At 40.7% G+C, this 20,104-nt stretch carries 21 protein-coding genes; 16 read left to right on the plus strand and 5 right to left on the minus strand.

Going from position 1 to position 20,104, the window contains the following annotated elements; translation table 11 throughout:
* Nucleotides 1–215 precede the first annotated feature (215 nt).
* Nucleotides 216–950 (minus strand): transporter substrate-binding domain-containing protein, encoded by a 735-nt coding sequence (locus QZ488_RS16410; protein ID WP_293750784.1) that lies wholly within the window; start codon nucleotides 948–950, stop codon nucleotides 216–218.
* Nucleotides 951–1,217: 267 nt separating this feature from the next.
* Between QZ488_RS16410 and QZ488_RS16415 the strand changes: the two genes are divergently transcribed.
* The 7 genes from QZ488_RS16415 to QZ488_RS16445 all read left to right on the plus strand — a co-directional run bounded on the left by QZ488_RS16415 (nucleotide 1,218) and on the right by QZ488_RS16445 (nucleotide 5,476).
* Complete coding sequence (locus QZ488_RS16415; RefSeq protein ID WP_293750786.1) at nucleotides 1,218–1,781, plus strand: hypothetical protein; 564 nt, start codon at nucleotides 1,218–1,220, stop codon at nucleotides 1,779–1,781.
* 14 nt (nucleotides 1,782–1,795) lie between these two features.
* Entirely contained in the window at nucleotides 1,796–2,659 is an 864-nt protein-coding gene (locus QZ488_RS16420) for a hypothetical protein (RefSeq protein WP_293750788.1), read from the plus strand.
* 24 nt (nucleotides 2,660–2,683) lie between these two features.
* On the plus strand, nucleotides 2,684–3,070 hold the full coding sequence (locus QZ488_RS16425) for a hypothetical protein (RefSeq protein ID WP_293750790.1): 387 nt from the start codon (nucleotides 2,684–2,686) through the stop codon (nucleotides 3,068–3,070).
* Nucleotides 3,070–3,552 carry a hypothetical protein gene (locus QZ488_RS16430; protein ID WP_293750792.1) on the plus strand — a complete coding sequence of 161 codons (483 nt, stop codon included), beginning with the start codon at nucleotides 3,070–3,072 and terminating at the stop codon, nucleotides 3,550–3,552. The genes QZ488_RS16425 and QZ488_RS16430 overlap by 1 nt, the downstream gene beginning before the upstream one ends.
* 3 nt (nucleotides 3,553–3,555) lie before the next feature.
* A complete protein-coding gene (locus QZ488_RS16435; protein ID WP_293750794.1) occupies nucleotides 3,556–4,059 on the plus strand; it encodes a DUF2730 domain-containing protein in 504 nt (167 codons plus the stop codon).
* Nucleotides 4,060–4,154: 95 nt separating this feature from the next.
* The gene (locus QZ488_RS16440; protein ID WP_293750796.1) at nucleotides 4,155–4,820 is read left to right on the plus strand and encodes a hypothetical protein; all 666 of its coding nucleotides are present in this window, start codon (nucleotides 4,155–4,157) and stop codon (nucleotides 4,818–4,820) included.
* A 224-nt stretch (nucleotides 4,821–5,044) separates the two neighbouring features.
* Nucleotides 5,045–5,476, plus strand: coding sequence for a universal stress protein (locus tag QZ488_RS16445; RefSeq protein ID WP_293750798.1), 432 nt, complete (start codon nucleotides 5,045–5,047; stop codon nucleotides 5,474–5,476).
* Nucleotides 5,477–5,631: 155 nt separating this feature from the next.
* Here the strand turns inward: QZ488_RS16445 and QZ488_RS16450 are convergent, their stop codons facing one another.
* Nucleotides 5,632–6,621 (minus strand): helix-turn-helix domain-containing protein, encoded by a 990-nt coding sequence (locus QZ488_RS16450; protein WP_293750800.1) that lies wholly within the window; start codon nucleotides 6,619–6,621, stop codon nucleotides 5,632–5,634.
* 145 nt (nucleotides 6,622–6,766) lie between these two features.
* Between QZ488_RS16450 and QZ488_RS16455 the strand changes: the two genes are divergently transcribed.
* Both QZ488_RS16455 and QZ488_RS16460 read left to right on the plus strand, forming a co-directional pair.
* The gene (locus tag QZ488_RS16455; protein WP_293750802.1) at nucleotides 6,767–8,683 is read left to right on the plus strand and encodes a beta-ketoacyl synthase; all 1,917 of its coding nucleotides are present in this window, start codon (nucleotides 6,767–6,769) and stop codon (nucleotides 8,681–8,683) included.
* Between the two features lie 174 nt (nucleotides 8,684–8,857).
* Nucleotides 8,858–10,819, plus strand: coding sequence for a prolyl oligopeptidase family serine peptidase (locus QZ488_RS16460; RefSeq protein WP_293750804.1), 1,962 nt, complete (start codon nucleotides 8,858–8,860; stop codon nucleotides 10,817–10,819).
* A 138-nt stretch (nucleotides 10,820–10,957) separates the two neighbouring features.
* Here QZ488_RS16460 and QZ488_RS16465 read toward each other — a convergent pair whose 3' ends face one another.
* Entirely contained in the window at nucleotides 10,958–11,626 is a 669-nt protein-coding gene (locus QZ488_RS16465; protein WP_293750806.1) for a crotonase/enoyl-CoA hydratase family protein, read from the minus strand.
* Between the two features lie 356 nt (nucleotides 11,627–11,982).
* On the opposite strand from QZ488_RS16465, the gene QZ488_RS16470 reads away from it, so the two are divergent.
* The 7 genes from QZ488_RS16470 to QZ488_RS16500 all read left to right on the plus strand — a co-directional run bounded on the left by QZ488_RS16470 (nucleotide 11,983) and on the right by QZ488_RS16500 (nucleotide 18,227).
* Nucleotides 11,983–12,315 (plus strand): DUF3718 domain-containing protein, encoded by a 333-nt coding sequence (locus QZ488_RS16470; RefSeq protein ID WP_293750808.1) that lies wholly within the window; start codon nucleotides 11,983–11,985, stop codon nucleotides 12,313–12,315.
* Nucleotides 12,316–12,543: 228 nt separating this feature from the next.
* Complete coding sequence (locus tag QZ488_RS16475) at nucleotides 12,544–12,747, plus strand: ribosome alternative rescue factor ArfA (RefSeq protein ID WP_293750810.1); 204 nt, start codon at nucleotides 12,544–12,546, stop codon at nucleotides 12,745–12,747.
* A gap of 255 nt (nucleotides 12,748–13,002) precedes the next feature.
* On the plus strand, nucleotides 13,003–13,833 hold the full coding sequence (locus QZ488_RS16480; RefSeq protein ID WP_293750812.1) for a transcriptional regulator: 831 nt from the start codon (nucleotides 13,003–13,005) through the stop codon (nucleotides 13,831–13,833).
* Complete coding sequence (locus QZ488_RS16485) at nucleotides 13,830–14,726, plus strand: fatty acid desaturase family protein (protein ID WP_293750814.1); 897 nt, start codon at nucleotides 13,830–13,832, stop codon at nucleotides 14,724–14,726. Before QZ488_RS16480 ends, QZ488_RS16485 begins: the two co-directional genes overlap by 4 nt.
* Nucleotides 14,727–14,863: 137 nt before the next feature.
* The gene (locus QZ488_RS16490; RefSeq protein WP_293750816.1) at nucleotides 14,864–15,289 is read left to right on the plus strand and encodes a PaaI family thioesterase; all 426 of its coding nucleotides are present in this window, start codon (nucleotides 14,864–14,866) and stop codon (nucleotides 15,287–15,289) included.
* A 279-nt stretch (nucleotides 15,290–15,568) separates the two neighbouring features.
* Nucleotides 15,569–17,566, plus strand: coding sequence for a hypothetical protein (locus QZ488_RS16495; RefSeq protein WP_293750818.1), 1,998 nt, complete (start codon nucleotides 15,569–15,571; stop codon nucleotides 17,564–17,566).
* Between the two features lie 349 nt (nucleotides 17,567–17,915).
* Nucleotides 17,916–18,227, plus strand: a complete 312-nt coding sequence (locus QZ488_RS16500) for a hypothetical protein (RefSeq protein WP_293750820.1) — start codon at nucleotides 17,916–17,918, stop codon at nucleotides 18,225–18,227.
* A 39-nt stretch (nucleotides 18,228–18,266) separates the two neighbouring features.
* Here the strand turns inward: QZ488_RS16500 and QZ488_RS16505 are convergent, their stop codons facing one another.
* Nucleotides 18,267–18,791 (minus strand): cold shock domain-containing protein, encoded by a 525-nt coding sequence (locus QZ488_RS16505; protein ID WP_293750822.1) that lies wholly within the window; start codon nucleotides 18,789–18,791, stop codon nucleotides 18,267–18,269.
* Nucleotides 18,792–18,889: 98 nt separating this feature from the next.
* Nucleotides 18,890–20,020, minus strand: coding sequence for a metallophosphoesterase (locus tag QZ488_RS16510; protein WP_293750826.1), 1,131 nt, complete (start codon nucleotides 20,018–20,020; stop codon nucleotides 18,890–18,892).
* Between the last annotated feature and the right edge of the window lie 84 nt (nucleotides 20,021–20,104).

A 20,104-nucleotide genomic window follows, 5' to 3' on the forward strand; every position in this document is an offset into this window, starting at 1 on the left:
AGAAAGATAAGCCATCCCTTAATTTAACTGACGTAGAGCTTAACGCTATGATCGTTGCTTAAGCAGATCTGGGGTTAGTTAGCTTTTTCACCAATACTCATTTTTCCTAACATCTTACCGTATAGGTCATATTGCTCATTAGTTGGTCAGTTTTCAAAAACAATTCAGAATTGAACCTATTGATTTTAAGAGCAAACTTATCTTAAGTCTCATATTTATTCTGGATTAATATTTGGTGGTATTAGTTGATATCTTTTTGCAGTGTTTTCAATAAAACCACTGGCTTTAAGCTGTCGTAGTGACTGTTCAAGTTTAGGGATTAACTTGAGATGTTTTTTATTCAAATAGATAAACAGTGGGTATGACATAAGGGCGTTTTTTTGAATGATTAGTTTTTCGTTTAATTTCGCATGTTGCTGAAATAAACTCTTTGCAACAGAGGCGAACATAATTGCTGAATCAGCACGTTCGTTGGCGACCATCTCCAAGGCCTGAATATTCGAAGAAAGGGACACACGATTTTTACTATCGAGGTGTTTTCTAATGGTTTTCGAGCCCCGCAGAAAAGCAGCAGTGCCTTGATTGACAGTATTCCATGTCAGCGGCTGGACTATCTCTTTTTGCGCTAAGGTAATCATCACAATTTCAGTTAAGACAATAGCTTCATCTACTCGCCTATAGTTTGAACTGGGATAATCTGAAATGTCTTTAAAATTTTCAACCCGAGAAAGATCGCCATCAATCCGACCTTTATTCACTTGCAGAATTACTCTGCTGCCTGGCAACTCCAGCACTTCTGCTTGAATAGAATAAGGTTTTAGCGCCTCTTGTATGACTTCTTTTAAATATAGACTTAAGGGGGCACTGGAATGAGTGGCAAACACAAGTTTCTCTTCTGCTATTGCAGACATTGAAAAAAGAAACAAAACAAAAATGTAAATGCGTTTCAAAACAATCCTTAAATTCCAAATACTGAAATACGTAATTTATTTAATGTGATGATAGTTTAATTCCAAGCAGAGAATATCATGGTTATTCTTTAGGTATTTTTTAATTACCCTCAGCCTTTGCCTAATTACATGAGCTTGCGTCTCGAATTCTGACAATAGATTACAACGCCAATTTTTTTGACTAGGTTATCACTAATCCCATCCAGCAAATAAAAAACAGCTCTAAGGTTTTTATAGCCAAAGTTACAACCGTAACAGGAGTTATTTATGACCTACTTTTTATCAACCAAACATACGCTACGAGTGTTAACAGTGATACTAGCTGCCGCGTTTATCAGTGCATGTTCGTCAACCACTAAAAGTGCATCGAATTTGCCCGTTAGCAACAACCAGCACTTTGTCACCACTGATTATTATCAATCCATAGATACTGGTTGTGAACAACAGGCCATGGAAATGGACAGTTTTGCACAACGCTCTGGGCAGCCCGCACAATATTTAGCATCAGCTAATGCAATGCTGCGTTGTGTTAATGGCATTCAATTTCCTAAAGGTCATCCAGATTCTGACAAGGCTTTACGTTTAATGGCGTTGTCGGTGCTCAATCTTGTTAAAGGCGGCGATATAGACGCGGCCCATGTAGCCTTGAGAAAAACCCAAACAAAATTCCCAAATAAAGATCTATATTTTGCCGATTACAGCTCATTTTTTGATACCGCTACCGCGTTACTCGAACAACAAAAGTTATCTCGCCACCAGCTGGCTGCTTTGAATATCAGTGCCGATTTACGGGCTGAAATTGAACGTCATCAATATTGGTTAAGCCACTAACAGGAGCATATGAAATGAACACTCGTATAATTTTATCATCACTTATTTTAACTATCAGCCTTGGTTGCACAGATCTAGTGTTGGCCAGTGAGGGCCGAAATTGGGATCCCGTGGCCAGTGACAAGTTAATCAAATTACCCGCCAATATTATTGAAAAGCGTATTCAACAAGACTTCGAAGCCTCGCCTATGGCTTTGCATATAGTCGGACTTGAGCAACAAATGCAAGACAAGCTTTCGCAGCTTAAGTCTTTACAAGAATTGATGACGGATAGCGAAGGCGAGGCGTTAATTAATCAACGTTTTGAGTTGGTTCAGCAAAAGTCTGAATACTTGGATTTAATGCAAGAAACACAAGGTTTACGCCAAAACGCCCTAGCCAAAAAACAAGGTTTATATGAAACCGTACTAGGCAAGCTACGCAATAAAAATGGCCGAGTGTCTCAGGGCGAAGTGTACCAACTGAAACAAAAACAAGCCGAAGCAAGACAAAGAATGCAAAAGGTATTGGCCCAAGTAGACAATGGTTTAATACATTTAGGCTTAGATCAACGCTCTCCTTATGCCGACGAATTTGCTTTAAACCTGGCTAAAGTAGAAGACCTGAAAAATGCCATATCACAACATAAAGCCAATGCTTCACCCACTTTGGGTGACGTTGAAGTCACCAGTGAGGAATATGTTCGCCAGTTGCTGATGGAAGCTTCAACCGAGCAATCACTGCTTGATCAAGAATCCCTGATGTTTAGCTACATGGCCAAATTGGTCGCACTCGATGCCCAAGCACTTGAATATGAAATCAGCTATGGCGACGAAGATACGCAGTTAACTCAGCGTAACCGCACAAAACCGGCAGACGTTGCCGACATGTTTTTATAAGCGCTTTTTTAAGAGGAAACAATCATGAAAATCACATTAATTATTGCCACAATCGCCAGCTTACTTAGCGCGCCATCTTTTGCTAACAGCCTGTTTAGCTTAGAAAATTTAGAAAGAGAACGAGCTGCTTTGTTAAGTGCACAATTGGATAGTTCGCTCGACTTAAATCAGCGCCAGAAGAAAGTACAAAACATTTATCGCCGTTTAGTGGATATTGAGCGCATGGTATTGCGTGATGACAGAGTCACTTCTAGCAGCAGTTCGCTGGCACAAAACGCCTTTAATAAATACGAACTGACTTTTTTAGTTCACTCAAGTGCCGAAAAAAGCCTGCCACCTTTGTCCCATTGGATGTCTGAAGTGCATTTAACAACAGACTCCATTTTATCAGCTAAAACTGGTCACAGATAATGTTGTCTCTTAAGGCGTTGCCCTTAACCAGTAATGCTATTGGTGTGTTTTTTGGCACTGGCATTATTTTGTTAGCGGTCGCCAGTTATCTCACCCAAATGCCAGTAATAGACTTAGTGACATGGTTACAAAATGTCTTTAGCTGGAGCTTTGTAATTGTCTTCAGCGCTTTGTTCTCAATGGCGGTAGTAGCTGGTCTGTCTATTAAAGCAGGTAAAAACAACGCATTTTTATACGACGCTGGCATGCAAGCCGCCAATGGCATTTCCACCTTGGCCTTAACGTTTACCTTGTTAGGTATCAGCTTAGGCATAGGCACATTGTCTGAACAGCCACTTACCCCAGAGTCAGTAAACGGCATTATTGGCGAGTTAACTAAACAATTTTCGATGGCGTTTATGACCACAGTAGTGGGCCTACCTAGCTCAGCTATTTTACGTGCTTGGGTAAGCTTGCGTTATACAAAAATCGACAAGGAATAACCTATGAAAACCCTATTTTTTATTGCGGCACTTGCGGCGGCTGTATTTCTAGTGATGCAAACACCTGCAGGCAAGGCTTGGTTAGAAACAAGCGAGCCTGAGTTGGAATTGCCACTGGATACTCCACAACAAGTTAGCTTAGAGGATGTACGAACTGTCGAAAACAAAGTGACTGAAATAATTCAACATCACAATCAAAAACAACAGGCACAAATCGACCAACTAGAATCGCGTATTGCTGAATTAGAGAATGAACTCATCATGAGCCGAATCGCTGAAAAGCAACAACAGAGTGTTGCTAGTGGTGTGGTCACTCTGCATCCATACAAACAGCAAGACGAACAAGTTATCACACTACCCCCTGAACAAGATTTTGCTCTAGATACACAAGCAGCAGAAACACTGGCAGCCACCTCACATAACCAAATGCGACGTAATCGTCAGGCGAAATTGCAGGACATTGCCCAAAAAATGGAAATGTCTTCGTTGCAAGCTTTGGTTAATTAACTCAGATGTACCTTTTGCAAAACAATAATTGGTCGGCAAACACAATATTACGCGCTTTGCTGACCATTATTTTTATCTTCTGGCTGGCAAGTGTGATGTCACAATATGACGATAACGAACATGAAAACAAACAAATTAAGGATAAACCAGCTGCTAGTAATATTGTCATCGAACAGCTAACGCTACCACCTGTGCCTCAACCAAAATTGACGTCACAAAGCACAACAGTTTCAAAACCTGTTAATCCGTCACTCACTCCCGAAATCAACCAAACAAAACAATCATCATCCGCCACCAAACAACAAGTACAACAGGTCTATCAACAACTCAGTGATCAAGGTGTAGACATACAAATTGCTTGGCCACAAAACACAGCTCAACAACAAGCCGCTTTAGACTTTATGTACCAGTGTGCAGGTATGCAGTTTGCGGTGTTAAACAACAACGAGATCACCAAGGTTAATCAACTGAGATTAAGTGATTACAGTGACTGGATACGTATTGCCCAAGGTAATTTGTCGAAAAAAGAACAACACTGGTTAAATGCATATGCCCTAACAGAAACGGCAATCAGGTTGTTTCCACGAGACATTGATTTACGTTTAGCCCAACATTTAGCGAATACATTACAAGGTGAAACCATTGCTAGTTTGCGAGCAAAATACCAAGTGACTCACCAACAACTTCATTTAACCCAGATACGCGTTAACAACCAACTAGTAAAAGGTAGTTGGACTCTTTATCAGGGTGGGTGTGATTAAAGGAGTTTCTATTTCTACCCTGCAATACAACTTTGAGTGAAAAGCTAAAAGTCTGGAAACTTCAATGTTTCTTTGGGTACATAAATTGTTATTTAGTTGATTACGATCACTAAATTGCATTCTGATACTGGCTAGACTCAACCTATCGAGATTGAGCTAAGTTCGCTCTAGTTGGCGAATAATGTCATTGCAGAACACACTTTACTTACATTGGGTAAAAAAATATGCGAACAGGTAATATTTTATGGCCTACAGATTTTTCTGATACTGCGTCTAGTGCATTACGTTATGCCATTGAGATGGCAAATTTGTATCAAGGGGGCATTCGTATTCTAAACGTTGTAGGCCAGCCTTTGGGTGTTGAGAATTATATGATTCTTTCGATAACCCCCGAAGAGTTAGCTAAAGATATGGAAGACACTGCGGCGAGTAAAATGCACGAATTATTAGCCCAGCTGAATACTAATTTAAAGATTGAAACGGTTATTCGACGCGGTGATGCTATTAATGAAATTTTGTCTGAGGCCAACAGCGGTGTCATTGGAATGGTTGTTATTGCCAGTCATAAAAGAACCGGATTGTCTCATTTTTTGCATGATAGCGTTGCCGAGGCGATTGCCAATAAAGCTGATTGTCCAGTGTTGGTAGTCAAGTGAAATTAGCTTTTAGGTCTTACTCCATTGTGGTTTTCGACTGGACAAACGCGTGGTCCTAGTTTGGTGAAATTTGTCTGCGCGCCAGTCCTTTAATTTCTGCTTGTAGCTATAGTATACGAATATGTACTGCCGAGAATTTTCCCTCTTGAATTGACTCAATCCGCAGTAAACAATTTAGCCCGCACTGTTGCTCGATATTCTCTAGGTGAGGTAGCCAGTAGTTTCACAAACAAAGCCGTAAAATAGCCTACATCTTGATAACCGATTTTGTCGGCCACTTCACTTACGTTTAGGTTACTGGTTTGTAATAAATCCTTAGCGATTTCTATACGAGTTCGTTGTAAATACTGCAAGGGTGTTTGTTCGGTGGCATTTTTAAAACGCCGGTTGAGGGTGCGTACACTCATATCAAAACGACTTGCCACTTCACTTAGGTTAATTTGCCGATTGTAATTGTCCTGCAACCAAATTTGCACCTGCACAATGTCTTCATCGGGGTGCTGTTTTGTGCTGCCTTCAAAATAACTGGTGTTTTCATATGGTCGGCGAATTTCATGAGAAAAATTTCGTTCGACAAAACTGGCGATGGCTTCGCCATATAGTCGTTTAACAAAATGCACTGTAAGATCGGCCATGGCATTCACACTTGCCGAACAGTAAAGATTGGAGGCCTGAGTAATGAAATATTGGCGTTTCAATTTCACTCTCGGATAGTCCCGTTGAAACTGGTCAAAATAATGCCAATGGGTGGTGGTAGGTTTATCATTGAGTAAACCAGCCTCGGCTAAAAAACAGCACCCAGTGCCCACAGCAGAAATCATTGCGCCATTTTCATAAGCTTTGCGCAACCACTCTAAAATTTCTGGGTGTTTTTTCACAATAGGCCGAGGGTTGCGCCACAGTGCTGGCAAGTAAATAATATCGCTGTGACCCGCCTCTTCCAAATCGGTATCAGGAAACAATGAAAAACCAATGCTGGTCTTTATTGGTAGTTTATTTATCGCAGTGGTTTGGATCATTACCGGTTCAACATGACTGCCCTTTTTACCCCGAGCGGCACTTTCGGCGGCGCGTAACATTTCAAAAGGCAAGGTAGCGCTAGTTGCCAGCATATTGTCGCAGAGTAAAAAGGTAATTTTATGCACAAGTCAATTTTGTGGTTTTTCTGAATATTGACCGAAGATACCGAAACACTGGCTAAAACACCATAACTTATGGCCAATATAACACTGCCAGAACACAAACCAAGAGATTACACTGCTGATCATTCAAGCTTTTGGTATTTTACGTATGTCTTCATTACCCGTAATTGTTGGATTTGGTGGTTTTAATGCCGCTGGTCGAAGTTCGTTTCACCACGCTTACAAACGTATGGTGATAGAGAGTTTGCCTGCTAGCGAACGCCAAGAAACCATGTTGGGTTTGGCCACAATGATGAAGTTAGTTCGTTGCGAAAACGGAATTTTTATTGATAATTCTATTGAAAATAGCGAACAAACCTTAACCCCAGAAGAAGTGGTTGAGCGTTTTTCTGAGCAAATTTTAAATTCTACGCTGATCCGTAAAATTGAAAAAAGTCACTTCGACGTAAATGCCGTGCATTGGCAGAAAAACATCACTATGCGTTCTGTTGATAAACAAGGTATTTGTTTTGAGTTAAACCGAAAACAATTGCCTGATCCTATGCCTGACAATTGGCAGTTAAGTGATATCGATAAAGACCGAGTTAAAATTGACATTATCGGCGAGGTTGATTTCAAAGCTGATAGTTATCGAGAATGCCCAGTAAAAGCAGCAGGGCAATTACCAAGCGGATTTAAACCCGAAAATCACTACAATGCTCGCTTTCATCCTCGCGCCTTACAAATGGCGATTATGGGTGCGTCAGATGCCATTCGTTCATTAGGCATGGAATGGAAAACGGTAGTAGATGCAGTCAAACCAGACGAAATAGGCGTATACGCCAGTAATGCCATGTCACAATTGGATGAAAACGGTTTTGGTGGCATGTTGAAGTCGCGCCTTAAAGGTGGCCGAGTGAGTACTAAGCAGTGCCCTTTAGGTTTAAATACTATGCCTGCTGACTTTGTGAATGCCTATGTATTAGGTAGCGTGGGTCATACGAGTGCAATTGTAGGGGCCTGTGCCACGTTTTTGTATAACCTCAAAGCCGCGATTGAAGATATTGAAAATGGCAAACGCCGAGTGGCAATAGTTGGCAACGCCGAAGCCCCTATTTTGCCAGAAGTCATTGATGGTTACGCCACCATGGGCGCACTGGCCAGTGAAGACAATTTAAAACGTTTAGACAAAACTGACACAGTTAACCATCGCCGCGCCAGTCGACCTTTTGGCGAAAATTGTGGTTTTACCATTGCCGAATCAACTCAGTACGTGGTGTTAATGGACGATGCATTAGCCTTAGAGTTAGGTGCAGATATTCACGGTGCAGTGAGTGATGTATTTATTAATGCAGATGGCTACAAAAAATCGATTTCAGCACCCGGCCCAGGTAACTACATCACTATGGCAAAAGCAGTATCAGCAGCACGTGCTATTGTAGGTGACGAGTCGGTTCGCGCACGCTCTTTTATTCAAGCCCATGGCTCTAGTACCCCAGCCAACCGCATTACCGAATCACGTATTTTTGATGAAGTGGCAAAGATTTATAATATTACAGATTGGCCAGTCACTGCGGCCAAAGCCTATGTGGGCCATTCGTTAGCCCCAGCCAGTGGTGAGCAACTTATGGTGAGTCTTGGTGTATTCAAACACGGATTGATCCCAGGTATTAAAACCATCGACAAAGTAGCAGACGATGTATTTGCCGAACGCCTAAACATTTCAACCACCGACATAAATAAAGGCGCGGGAAATGTCGATGTAGCATTTCTCAACTCCAAAGGGTTTGGCGGCAACAATGCAACCGCCACTGTGTTGTCACCACAAGTAGTCACTAAGATGTTAGCCAAGCGATACAGCGCTGAAGACATTGCCGCTTATGAGACTCGTCGTGAGTTGGTGCGTAAAAAAGCTAACTCTTATGACCAGAAAGCCATTCAAGGTAACTTTGATACCATTTATCATTTTGGACAGGATCTAATTGACGAAAACGAAATCCAGATGACAGATGAAGAAATTCGCATTCCTGGGTTTACTAACCCTATCGACTTAAAGATGACAAACCGTTTTAAAGACATGATCTAGCTATAGAACGTAAGCATGATAAATATGGTATCGCGCTATGTATGAACATGGGAGAAAAATTTCACCTAAAAATAGAGTTATAGAAATAAATTTGATAGAGTAAACATAGACTTAACAACTCGACCATTTACTCTAATTAAATTTATAGTCGTCATAATACAGGGAGTTCTAGTAATGATTAGGATCATCACTTTTTTATTTTTCTTCGTTTCTTGCGCTGCACTATCTACCGAAATACCCGTTGCAAACTTTGTTAAACATGGTGACTACCTCAATATGAAGTTGTCACCTGATGGCAAACATATATCCGCGAGAGTGCGTGTTGAAGGGCGTATTTATTTGGTTATATTAGATACCAAAACGATGAAAGTAGTAGGCGGCATTTCACCACGAAGCGGTGATGAAATTCATTCGGCTACTTGGATTAATAATGAACGTTTTGTCTATCAATTTAGAGAGGCCGTTTATTACTCTGATTCTCCACTGGCCACTGGCGAACTGTTTGCTAGTAACATCGATGGTTCAAAATCAGACATGTTATATGGTTATAGAGCTGGTGAAAGCGAGCTTGGGTCTAGGATTGCTAAACGCAAAGCCACCAGCGCCACACCTGAAATTATTAGTACACTTGTGAATGATGACAGGCAAATTCTAATTGTTGAATATCCTTGGACGATAAACGAAGGCACCTATTACGATAATCGGCAAAAAAATTCTATTATTAGTCGTTTAAACATTTATTCAGGAATAAAAAGAAAAATAGAAACACTGCCCTTCCCCGGTGCAGAGCCTTTTGCCAATGAAGATGGACAAGTCAGATTTGTTCGATGGAGAAACGAAAATTTTGATATTGAATTTGCCTACCGCGAAAATGATGAAGCTCAGTGGACAAGTCTTGATAACAAACAAGTAAAAAACCATGTGCCAATTGGGATAAATAAAAATGGTGAAAAAGTCTATTTTAGAGGCAATGTGGGTGAAGCTGAATTCAGCACCTTATTTGAGTTAGATTTAAAAACCGGTAGTTACACCCAACTGTTTAGCGACTTAAAAGCAGATGTACAGCGTTACACTTGGGATGAAGCACTCGACAAGCCCGTAATAGGCTTTACCTTTCCTGACAAAGTGGCTTATACCTATGCCCCAGGCACAAGTAAAATAGCTGACCTGCATAAACAATTAGCTGGCGCTTTCTCTGGCCAGCAAGTAGTCATTACCAGTCAAAGTGAAGGTCTTGCCTTAGTCCACGTTTCCAGTGACGTTAATCCTGGTGAATATTATTTGTTTGATACTGTGACCAATAATGCTGACTTTTTATGGGCTAACCGTTCGTGGCTTGACCCTACAGAAATGATAAATACACAACCGCTTAAATTTACCACTGAGGATGGCTTAGAAATAAACGGTTACATTACTTTGCCCACCAATTTAGCGGCAAACAAAAAAGCCCCTATGGTGGTCATGATCCATGGTGGCCCACACTATGTTAGAGACTATTGGTCGTTTGATAGTGAAGTACAGCTATTCGCTAATCGAGGGTATGCGGTGTTACAAATTAATTATCGCGGTAGTGGTGGCTACGGTGAAAAATTCGAAAAAAGTGGTTACTTACAGTGGGGCGGAAAGATGATCCAAGACATTATTGACGGTACTCAATATGCTGTTAAGAACTACGCGGTTGATAAAAACAAAATGTGTTTGTACGGAGCAAGTTACGGTGGTTATGCTGCCTTAATGGCTGCAGTGCGCGCGCCCGACACTTACAAATGCACCATCGGCTATGTAGGTATTTACGACTTAAACTACGCATATGCTTACAGCGATACGATGAAAGCCATGGGTGGCGAGGCTTATCTTAATAAAGTGATAGGCACAAATAAGCAGCAACTTAACGAATATTCACCGGTTAATCATGTAGACAAAATAAAAGCGAACGTGATGTTAATTCATGGTGAAAGAGATTCAAGGGTGCCTGTTATCAATGCTGAAACCATGTTGCAACGATTTAAAACTATTGGCAAAAAAGTACCTTACTTAAACTTCAGTAAAAGTGGCCATGGTGTGTATGACGAAGAAGGAAGAGATACCCTATACAAAGGTGTACTTGAATTTTTAGACAAAAATATTGGTGAGTAAAAGCCAGTTCACTTTTAAACATTAAAACAACAATTGAGGTTCGAACCTTCGAACCTCAATGTATCAAATAACCAAGTTAAACTTCCCCAAATTGATATGACGCGTACTCAAAAGATTACGCCTTAGTCTTCAAAGCGTTTATTTAACACCGTGCAATGACTGGTGAATCCCTTGAATTTCTTGTTCACGAACAAACAATTTGTTTTCTGCATAACGACTGCTGGGCAGCTCACACAGCTCGGTTAACTTCGCCAAAGCTTTTTCTTGAACTTGGCCTGCATCAACTGCTTCGTCCAACATGCCTATAGTAGCCGCCTCCAAAGGTGAGTATCCCTGCGACTGAATAATCGCTCTAGTGTGATGTAGCGCATCTACGTGAGTTTTAGCCAATATCCTCAAGGTTGGATTGAAAGGCATATCAATGGCAGTTTCAGGAAGTTTAAGGACAAATTCGCCCAGTGCCCCAATACGGTAATCAGAAGCCAGTAAAAGAAACACTCCCATTCCAATTGCATGGCCTTCACAAGCCACAACAACAGGTTGTGGATGTGAATAGATTTTTTCGAGCAATAACATACCCTCAGAAACCATCTTTTGCGCAGCTTCTGGACCACTGGCCATCACTTTTAAATCAAACCCTGCCGAGAAAATACCAACATGGCCAGTGATTAATACACCTTTACCTTCACTTTTGGCGCGATCAAGGTTGGCGATAAATTCTTGTGCTAGTTCGAAAGACACAGCGTTGGCTTTGCCATTGTCTAATGAAATGTTAGCGATACCGCCCTCTAATAGTTCATATTTCATGATGTTCTGCTTCCTCGATTCTATTGCAAATTTTGTATGCTACGAATTCTACCTGTTTTTAACCCAAAGAGACTAATTGTGGATCAACAACTTGTTTTTTATTGGCTAAAACTTTCACAAAGCCGTAGCTGTCTAGAATAACCTTTAAACCCATCGCGCAAGCATGTGAAATAAACCAGAATATAGTCAAAAACACAAAATCATTCGTCAATTTGATTTTTATTTTGAAACCCACAACACCAGCAAACACCTAAGCAATTGTTTTTATTGACTTTTAATTATTGGCACCGTCATTGCAATACCTATATCAAGTCACAATGACTAATCAATTTAACCAACAAAAACAGGAAGCAACAATGAAAACATTAACTAAAGCAATCGCAATTACCACTTTAACTCTTAGCTCAATCGGCATAGCAAGTGCATCAAATGTAATGGTTCCCGCTGATAATTATGTCACTTCAAAACTGTGTGTTGTTGCAAGTGAAGGAAATAAAACCAAGTTATCAAAAGCGATTAAAAAGACCGGTTTAAGTAAAAACTATGTTGCAGCAAACGTTAAATGTAATGAGCTAGACATCGTTGCTTTTATTGAGCAATACGGTACCAATGTTGAAAAGATGAATAACTATTTAACCAGCGGCAAATATAACAACGACACAAACGTGGCAAATGTAGCCTCTCGTTAGTCAGTGCCATGTTATTAGTCTATTTAGCTCAAACCTAATGACCTACTTAACTCTGAGTAGGGTCATTAGTAACTTGAGCTAAGTGTTATACCAATCAATATAAAGAATCACTCTGCCCCGCAGAATGACAAATAAATATTATATGTCAGCCCTATTAAACTCTAGGCATTAAGCGATATAATCACTAGGTATTACGCTAAAGTAATACATACACTTAAAGGAAAAATAATGAGTAAACAGAAAAAAGCATTGGCGAAAGCCAATACCAATGAAACAGAAATGGGCCGAGGAATAATTAAAGATAATTTTTTAGCGGCGTTAGTCACATCAAAGCTTTATAAGATGCAGGTAGTGCAAGCCAAAAAAGGTAAAGGCTCATATCAACGTAAGGCAAAAAATATAAGACAAGAGTCTTATTTAATAGCGGCTTAAGCGTCAGCGAAAAACTATTATTAAATAAGGCTTTTAACTTAACCTTAATTCGGTATAAGCCACCCCTCCCAAAATCGCTATCATTGAGCAACTCAACCAAGTCCCAGCCTAAAAATACAATTCCCCATAAAAATCAATCAACTATAGATTACATCAGCGCTACTTCTGAAATCTCCGCACAGACATTACACATATTTGCACTTTATGTAATTTATGGTAATAATACTTGCACTTATTCTCATTCTGGCTTGCCCTATGCTTAAAAAACGTCAAATTACGCCTAAAACTATCATTCTTGATGTGCTGCGATTAACCCGTGGTAATTTTTGTCAATCAGCCAAATTGATCTCGGTAGGCGAATTATTTGATTTTAAAGCAAGCACCATAAGAGTGGCACTAACCCGCCTTCTGACTACTGGAAAAATAGAGGCCGACGGCAGTGGTGGCTATCGAATGAGTTCAAATACAGATTTGCTCAGTGACTACATTGAACAGTGGAGACTTGGCGATTTACGTCGAGGGGAATGGCAAACCGACGGATGGTTGATGGTGTTGTTACCCAGCAACCCTGACCGCGCAATCCGCACACTAAGCCAAACGACTTTACAATTTTTTGGTTTTCGTAAGGCTAGAAACAAAGTCTGGGTTCGTCCAAATAATTTACTCCCTTCCTTGATTGATTTACGCGCCTTGTATCAGTTAGTGGGGCTTGAGAAAGAAGCCTTATTATTTAAAGCGGATGATATTCCTTACCCTGAACAGTTTATTTGGGAAAGCACGTTGTGGCACACGGAAGACCTGCAATTCACCTATGAACAGCAACTTATGAAACTCGCCAAAAGCAAAGCTCGCCTCGATGAACTCAAGGTTAATAACGCTCTGCGTGAAAGCTTTATGATTGGCGGAGAGACCATTAACTTACTGGTTAGAGATCCTTTGTTACCGGATGAAATGTTCTGCACACCAAAACGCGAAGAGTTACGCCATGCGATGTGCGACTACGATGCCTGTGGTCATAAAATTTGGACTCGGTTTATGGGCGACTCCATTGTGTTTAACATTTATCAAGACGAGAAAAATAAATGAAAGCTCACGACATACTCACCAGACAACAAATTATTCAACTAATGAGCAAAAACAACGTGCGCGCCACAATGCTATTAGTTAGCTGCTGGGCATGGGTATTTGCAGCTTTAGCCCTTGTAGCGATTTGGCCAAACGTCCTGACTGTCATCATTGCCTTATTGGTTCTGGGTGGCCGGCAGCTAAGTTTTGCGATTTTAATGCACGATTGCGGGCATAACAGTCTTTTCAAGTCGACTAAACTCAATCAATTTGTAGGTACCTGGCTGACAGCAGCGCCCGTTTTCTCTGATATGCAAACCTACTCACGTCAGCATTCAATCCACCACAAAGATGTTGGTACCGCTAAAGATCCTGATTTAGCTAACTACGCTGGATATCCCATAACTAAGCAATCGTTACTGCGTAAAGTATTGCGCGATCTATGTGGCTTAACCGCCTTTAAGTTTTGGTTTTACATACTGAAAACACGGACGAATTCACAAAACAGCATGGTGACAAACACCGCCTTATCTAGAGGACTGGCAGTCAATCTGGCTTTGTTTTTAGTCTGTTACTTGCTTAATGTGGCTTGGGTATATCTGGTGTGGTTATTAGCCTACAACACGACTTATTTTCTATTTCTACGCATTCGCCATGTGGGTGAACATGCCGCAGTGCCCAACCCCACAAGTAAAGACATGTTTGAAAATACCCGCACCACACTCTCAAGTTGGTGGGAAAGGTTATTGGTTTGCCCGGTATACGTGAATTATCATATTGAACACCATTTATTACCCTCAGTGCCCCCCTACAATTTGAAAAAAATGCATCATTGGTTAATGGCCGAAGACGCGTATAAGGGCACCCCTTTACCCTCCGGTTATATTGCGATGCTCCGTGGTGTGCTAGTTTAGCCAAATCATTTGAAACATCGTTTAATTACGACCAGCATTTATTCTGTGTAACTCAGTCCAATCGACTCAGTTACATTCAGCTGGCATCAGATTTACTTGCCATATAATTTTAACAAAAGGCAAAAACCTAGGTATTTATGAACAACAAACAAAAAGCCATTCAACAAATAAACAAGCAAGGGCCAAAACTCATTGGTTTACTCGGCGGCCAGCTAATAGATTTCGATACAGAAAAAACTGCTTGTACCTTTGAATTCAATATCAGTAAAGACTACTGCCATTCTATTGATATTGTACAAGGAGGGTTTGTTACAGCCATGCTTGATGCCGCTATGAGCCATGCTATTTTTATCAGCGATGAAGACATTAAAAATGTCTCATCTCTTGAAATAAAAACCTCTTACCTTGAAGCAACTCGGGCAGGAAAGCTGCGTGTTGAAGGTTGGGTGATAAAACAAAGCTACAAAACAGCCTTTATGGAAGGTCGCCTCTATAACGCAGATAATGAACTTACCGCTACCGCAAGTTCAGTGGCTAAATTACTACGACAACCTAAGCAATAATGAATCAAAATACTCTGAAAAAGTAAAATGTGAGGTAAGCTACCTAGATTATATATCTCAAGCAGGCAATGTATTACTTTCAAAATATTCCCTTATCTGGGCACCTCAAATCCTACTTATTGCCTAAATATTGCTTCTAGTTGGGATAGTGTTTATTCTTGCTATAAGCTTTTTCACACAGTTATCTAGACGCTGTTTGTGATTGTAATTTGTGTAGGCAACACAATGTTTGTGCACATCCACAACCAACAAAAAACTGGTTCAAAGGTCTGTTAAATAATGAAAATTAAGCTAATGAGTTTGTTTGTCTTAGGTATAGGTCTAAGTGCTTGTGGTGGGTCTGATTCTGGCAATACGACGACTAACCGCCCTAGCCTCCCCCCGACTACCATAGCACCCACAACGGGCAACTTAACTCCGTTAATAGATGAAGCAAACATTCAAATATTTGGTGACTCACAAACACAAGCCGGCAGTGCAATAGGGTTTGCTCTTATACCCAAGGGAGCTCAGCAAATAGACGTTATTAGCTGGCAACAAACCGCGGGGCCAGCGCTGACATTCTTGGCAGATAATAGCCAAACCCTAGGCTTTGATGTACCTGAAAGCGGTAATTATAGCTTGAACGTGACGGTTAAACTGGTAGGAGAAACGCAGCCTAACACTTACATCGTTGATTTTTCTGCAGACACAGCCCAACAAAAAGCTGCGATAAGACTTGACCATACGGCTTCAGAGCTCGCGAAAGTATCTCTTCATGTGGGTGTACCCGATGACAAAACCATAAGAAACATAGTGTGGACACAAATAGGAGGCCCAGAAGCGCAAAATATTGAAACCCAAGACGAATTTATATTTTTCGACGCGCCTTCAGTTACCGCAGACTCAATACTCGCATATAGTGCTAACGTTAGTTATACCGATGGTACCAGCGATACAGACGAAGTCTTAGTCGTCGTTAAAAACGTAGACTTTGATAGCAGCGGACTTTTTTATGGAAACAACACAATCGTTAGTGAAGATATGTACGCGTATCGTGCAAACAGCCCATTTAAAGACTCACTTGAACGTTGTGTTTACAACAATTACATACCTTATCCACCGGTATGCACTTTTCGTGATTTACCTTTAATCGGCATGCAAACTAGGCAGCCGTCAGTGCAAGACGTGTTGAATAGAACCCTAGTATCGCATGAATGGATGGGTGACCGATTCGCAGACTATTTACAAAATTCCGCGGCAGGTCCAGATATGATTAATTTGTTAAGAGGCGTCACTGCGGTGGTTATTTCATATGACGTTCGTCCTTCTTTTTATTGGGCGGCCACAGGTGCAATATATTTAGATGCCAATAATTTTTGGCAATCACCAACCGAAAGAGACACCTTAAACGACCAACCTGACTATCGTTCAGATTTTGGTAGTGACTTGCAATTTAGTGTCTTTTGGCGATACACAAAAGAAAATGATAATTACCCGAAGATCCGCATAGCTAAACAAAACCGAGTAGCAAGAGATTTTTCTGATGTGGAAGCCTCTATTTCTTGGCTTATGTATCATGAACTTGCACATGCAAATGACTTTTTCCCGCCTGATATGTGGTCTTCTATTAGTCAGGACACGACACCACTAAAATATTTTCGTGATAACGGCACAAGTTCTGACATATTAAGTGCAACTTACCCATTAAGATCCAGTGAGATGCATGAACTTGCACAAGTCAGATTTAGAGATACCACACCCACAAGTACTCAACGTGACTATAGAGGGACAGATATAGAAACCTTCTTTACACCAGACATAGCAGCAGACTTTTATTCGTACTTAACCGCTCCTGAAGACTTCGCCACTCTAGTGGGACATTATATGATGTTATATAGGTTAGATGCTGAGGCAGATGTCGCAATCATTGACGGGCGTACATCGAATGATGAACCTTTAGTGGTATGGGGGCAGCGAAATCGTATTCGTGAAGACAGCCTAGAAGACAGAATTGTATACGCCGTAAGCAGGGTCTACCCTGAACTTAATGATATACGCGGGACTCTGCGCTCACTGCCAGATCCATTCATGATGACGCCAAATCAAGGCTGGTTTGAAAATTTAGACATTTCGCCTCAAACGCTAAACCCATTTAGCCAAAACAGCCTTAATAGGTGGCTTGGACAAAAAGATATTGAGCGAAATAAATTGACGCCATCGCAGTTAAAAGTATTGGAAAAAGAGAACACCAGAGATATTCATCAAGGTCGCTTGCAAACGGAGTTTGAGAACTAAAAGGGCATAAATGTAAACACTCGATAATGTCTGTGTATTGTTTCACTAGTTGTTTGGTCGTATATATCAGCTCTTGAAAACATAGCAGTGTGCTTAGGCTCATACCCTATTTACCTGACACATTCTTCAGTGCGAAAACTCCATAAAACATAGGGTATCCATCCCTAAACAGTTAAGTTTTATTACCCACACCAAGTACCCCGTTAAAAACCAATGTTCAAGAACAGCAGAGAAGCCATAACCAATTCATACCCTAAAGGTAAAATACTGAAGCTGATTGATTAAACACAAATACTGTATATAATTACAGTTACCGGAATCATACAATCCATGCAAAAAGAGGTATCAAATGTCTAGTATCAGCATTTCAGAACCCGCTCATATTGTTCTAGATGAGATTTACGGGGCCATTTTAGCAAAGGAGCGGGATTACGCGACCCAGCTTTATGCACAACTAAAAGGCATTACACTGGCCAATGCCGGGCAAGCTATGTCAGTGATTTATAGGGTTTTCCATCTTGGTTATGAAGATTGTCTGCAAAATGTGAGTATCGATGATATGCCTGGTTTTGAAAATAATGTGTACCTAGATGTGTGGCGAGCTGGGTTTGGTTATGCTCTTAAATTACCCACTTCTAAGGTCAAAATTAAAAAGAGTTAACTGAACCCACAAGTTTACTAATTTATTTATTGGTTATTTCTAAAAACGATTACAATGTTGTCTTTCACAGGGCACGTTATCTGCATCCCCATCTATTTCAACTTTTGGGCAATGGGCTAAATAATACTTTGCTTCGGCACAAGAAATCATTTGGCTACAATGAGTTTTACCTTTGCAGCTAAACCCCATTTTTTCGTACGCTGGCTGGATAGCCAATTGCACTCCAGGCTTTATTGTAGGTTGAATTACAGGGGGTGATGTAGGCTCCATCAAAAACGAATAAACACCAAAAACAATTCCAGTTAGTACGATGCCACCAAGTAATCGTGAGGTGAGCGTATTCATACCTGTTGATTCAGGCTGCACTCCAACAAGTGAAATTGATTTAGCGTTTTGTTTACCCTTTTCTAATACGACTTGAAATATGACAAGGTCACCAATTCTTGGTCTACGGTAACCTTTTTTAAACTGAGAAATATGAGCAAACACATCGCCATTACACTCCTTAGAAGAGATGAACCCAAATCCACGTTCGTCATTCCAACGTATTATTCGTCCTTGCATGATGCCTCCTTTCGTTACATCCAAATGTAACCAGCCCATATAAATTGAACAAACAAAGGTAAGCTCGAATTAAACTTACCTTTAATCCAGTTTCTTTTTTAGTTTGTCTGCAATTCATTTACTGCCCAGTGACGAGTATAAACAGCGACGGCATTTCCACTTTCGTAGAAAGATTCATCGTAACTACCGTCAGCATGTAAAGTGATTGTTGCATAACCATTTAGCACCCGAGGGGCGCCCATCACGGTATCGGGAGTATGGGCATAATAATCAATATTACTTTGTGTTTCCCACGCGTTACCAAAGGGAATAGCGCCATGCCCACAACATCTAGCTTTAGTTGGAATGTAAGGTATGGCGGCGCCATCCTTTAATTGGGTATACACCACACCATTGTGAACATGCCCATAATACCAAACGGCAGGCGTACCAATTGCGTCAGTAACTTGCTTCCATAAAGTATTGTCTAGTACATCACCCGTAAAATCACAGGGGTTGTGATGGCTCATGATCATAATAGGACCATCATGCTCTTTAAAACTCTCTAACCACTTTATTTGTTGGTTGAATAAGTCGGTACCTATAGCACCATCCATATAGAATTTAGTGCCATTTGCTGAATCAGAGTAATAACCAGAGTCCAGCCCAATTAACAGCCATTTTCCATAGTTAACTGAAAAGTAGCTCATGCCATTTTGATGTCCGAAGGGTCCATCAGATTCAAGCGCTACTTTGAAGTAACCACTCGCATCGCCATACATTTCATGATTAGAGTTAAGGGTAAAATTACGATCCTTTCCTTGATCCGGCCAAAGCACTTTAAAATTCAACCACTCTTCAAAGGAAAAAGGACGGTATTCTGTTCCTGCATAATAGACATCGCCTAGATGCAATAAATAATCAAGTTTATGATTTTTCTTAATATCATTCATCACACGTTCGGATGGGCTAATTGATGAATTAACGCCATTCTTGTCTGTATACAACCCAGTCCCCCAATCACCAACAATACCAATGACAGGATCGCTGCCAACGTGGTTGGGTTTAGGACTTAACTGGCCTGAGTAAGCAACATTATTGGGAAATTCAACAATGTCGCTTGGCGACATTAGGTTTAAAGCATAATTTAAGGCAGAGATTAACCAAAAGGGGTCGAGTTGCTCGTATTTCTCTTTGCCGAATAATGTTCCATCATTCCAAGGTACCCCCTTAGTTTCAACAATTGTCATTAGGTTTCATGCCTGTGCAGATAACTCAGGACTGAACTATGCTGTATATACAAACACACTGTATGGGCAGACATAGTCATGAAC

It is taken from the genome of uncultured Paraglaciecola sp. (assembly GCF_913020055.1).
Taxonomy (GTDB): Bacteria; Pseudomonadota; Gammaproteobacteria; order Enterobacterales; family Alteromonadaceae; genus Paraglaciecola.

Excerpts from the sequence above, each read along its gene's own strand:
- QZ488_RS16415 (WP_293750786.1), top strand. The coding sequence starts at position 1,218 with ATGACCTACTTTTTATCAACCAAACATACGCTACGAGTGTTAACAGTG.
- QZ488_RS16420 (WP_293750788.1), top strand. The coding sequence starts at position 1,796 with ATGAACACTCGTATAATTTTATCATCACTTATTTTAACTATCAGCCTT.
- QZ488_RS16425 (WP_293750790.1), top strand. The coding sequence starts at position 2,684 with ATGAAAATCACATTAATTATTGCCACAATCGCCAGCTTACTTAGCGCG.
- QZ488_RS16430 (WP_293750792.1), top strand. The coding sequence starts at position 3,070 with ATGTTGTCTCTTAAGGCGTTGCCCTTAACCAGTAATGCTATTGGTGTG.
- QZ488_RS16435 (WP_293750794.1), top strand. The coding sequence starts at position 3,556 with ATGAAAACCCTATTTTTTATTGCGGCACTTGCGGCGGCTGTATTTCTA.
- QZ488_RS16440 (WP_293750796.1), top strand. The coding sequence starts at position 4,155 with ATGTCACAATATGACGATAACGAACATGAAAACAAACAAATTAAGGAT.
- QZ488_RS16445 (WP_293750798.1), top strand. The coding sequence starts at position 5,045 with ATGCGAACAGGTAATATTTTATGGCCTACAGATTTTTCTGATACTGCG.
- QZ488_RS16455 (WP_293750802.1), top strand. The coding sequence starts at position 6,767 with ATGTCTTCATTACCCGTAATTGTTGGATTTGGTGGTTTTAATGCCGCT.
- QZ488_RS16460 (WP_293750804.1), top strand. The coding sequence starts at position 8,858 with ATGATTAGGATCATCACTTTTTTATTTTTCTTCGTTTCTTGCGCTGCA.
- QZ488_RS16465 (WP_293750806.1), bottom strand. The coding sequence starts at position 11,626 with ATGAAATATGAACTATTAGAGGGCGGTATCGCTAACATTTCATTAGAC.
- QZ488_RS16470 (WP_293750808.1), top strand. The coding sequence starts at position 11,983 with ATGAAAACATTAACTAAAGCAATCGCAATTACCACTTTAACTCTTAGC.
- QZ488_RS16475 (WP_293750810.1), top strand. The coding sequence starts at position 12,544 with ATGAGTAAACAGAAAAAAGCATTGGCGAAAGCCAATACCAATGAAACA.
- QZ488_RS16480 (WP_293750812.1), top strand. The coding sequence starts at position 13,003 with ATGCTTAAAAAACGTCAAATTACGCCTAAAACTATCATTCTTGATGTG.
- QZ488_RS16485 (WP_293750814.1), top strand. The coding sequence starts at position 13,830 with ATGAAAGCTCACGACATACTCACCAGACAACAAATTATTCAACTAATG.
- QZ488_RS16490 (WP_293750816.1), top strand. The coding sequence starts at position 14,864 with ATGAACAACAAACAAAAAGCCATTCAACAAATAAACAAGCAAGGGCCA.
- QZ488_RS16495 (WP_293750818.1), top strand. The coding sequence starts at position 15,569 with ATGAAAATTAAGCTAATGAGTTTGTTTGTCTTAGGTATAGGTCTAAGT.
- QZ488_RS16500 (WP_293750820.1), top strand. The coding sequence starts at position 17,916 with ATGTCTAGTATCAGCATTTCAGAACCCGCTCATATTGTTCTAGATGAG.
- QZ488_RS16505 (WP_293750822.1), bottom strand. The coding sequence starts at position 18,791 with ATGCAAGGACGAATAATACGTTGGAATGACGAACGTGGATTTGGGTTC.
- QZ488_RS16510 (WP_293750826.1), bottom strand. The coding sequence starts at position 20,020 with ATGACAATTGTTGAAACTAAGGGGGTACCTTGGAATGATGGAACATTA.